1 protein-coding gene is annotated in these 1,088 nt (G+C 58.5%); it reads right to left on the bottom strand.

All coding sequences use genetic code 11. From position 1 onward, the window contains the following. Positions 1–75: 75 nt before the first annotated feature. Positions 76–684: a reverse transcriptase domain-containing protein gene (locus A3A5_RS39280; protein WP_157637288.1), complete on the bottom strand. Its 609-nt coding sequence runs from the start codon at positions 682–684 to the stop codon at positions 76–78. Between the last annotated feature and the right edge of the window lie 404 nt (positions 685–1,088).

Genomic DNA, 1,088 nt, shown 5'->3' with positions numbered 1-1,088 from the left:
TGGCAAGACATCCTCTGGACCATGGCGCCAGGCACTCCCTTGATATGCGAAGGCCACATCTTACTCGCGAGTTTGCTATGTTGTTGCCGGGGTTACGACACCGCCTTGCGGCGTGCCCTTGTCCGGGTGCACCACGGTCCCGTCAGGCATTTGCACAGGTGCCTGCAGCCAGCGCTCAATATACAGCAGCACCCACGCGCAGTCCGTATGACAGCGCACCGCGCGCATCATGAGTTCCCAGTCGATACTACCGAAGAAATTCTTGATGTCGAGGTCGAGCACCCACTCGTAGTCCCAGCATCGCTGCCGAGCCACGTTGAGCGCCTGATGCGCCGATCGTCCGGGACGATACCCGTATGAGTCGCGGTGAAACACCGGTTCCACGAGCGGTTCCAGATATCGCTTGACCACCGTCTGAGCGATGCGATCTGAGATTGTGGGTATTCCCAACGGCCTCGTTCCCGCACCCCCGTCCTTTGGTATGTCAACCCGTAAGACTGGCGGTGGCATGTAGCTGCCAGAAGACATCCGATTCCAAATCCGATACAGATTGTTCTTCAAATCCGCCTCGAACTCCCTCATCGACTGCCCATCCACGCCCGCCGCCCCACGGTTGGCCTTCACCTGCTGATACGCTTCCCACACCTCACGTTTGGAAATACAAAACGGTTTTGCCTTATCCACGCGGGTCCTCCCCTGGCGGGTTGCCCACAGCATAAAGCCAGACGATGACGCCCCTTCGGTCCAGCCCCATTACAGGACCTTCAACCCTACTACGGACGTCTCCGCCCCTGTGCCCCGCATCGGTACTCTCATCCTTGCGGAGGCCTTCCGCTTGGACTTCTCCCTTCGCATCGGGACGACAGGTTCCCAAGTTCCTTACCGAAGCCTGAATCAAAGTCACGCCGCCTTTATGCCGGATGCCGGTTGGGCCGTCAGCAGGCATCGCCCAACCTTGTCCCGGAGCATGCATTCCCCCCGGTTTCGACATCGATTTAAACTTTTTACGACACGTCATCAGCGGTTCACTCACGTTCGTCTCTTTGACTCCCACCTGCCAGGGTCATCCCCCGACTTTTCCAACAACG

The organism is Cupriavidus sp. UYPR2.512 (assembly GCF_000379565.1).
Classification (GTDB): domain Bacteria; phylum Pseudomonadota; class Gammaproteobacteria; order Burkholderiales; family Burkholderiaceae; genus Cupriavidus.
The sequence above is the reverse complement of the archived record's forward strand: the minus strand, read 5'-3'. Positions and strand labels throughout refer to the sequence as shown.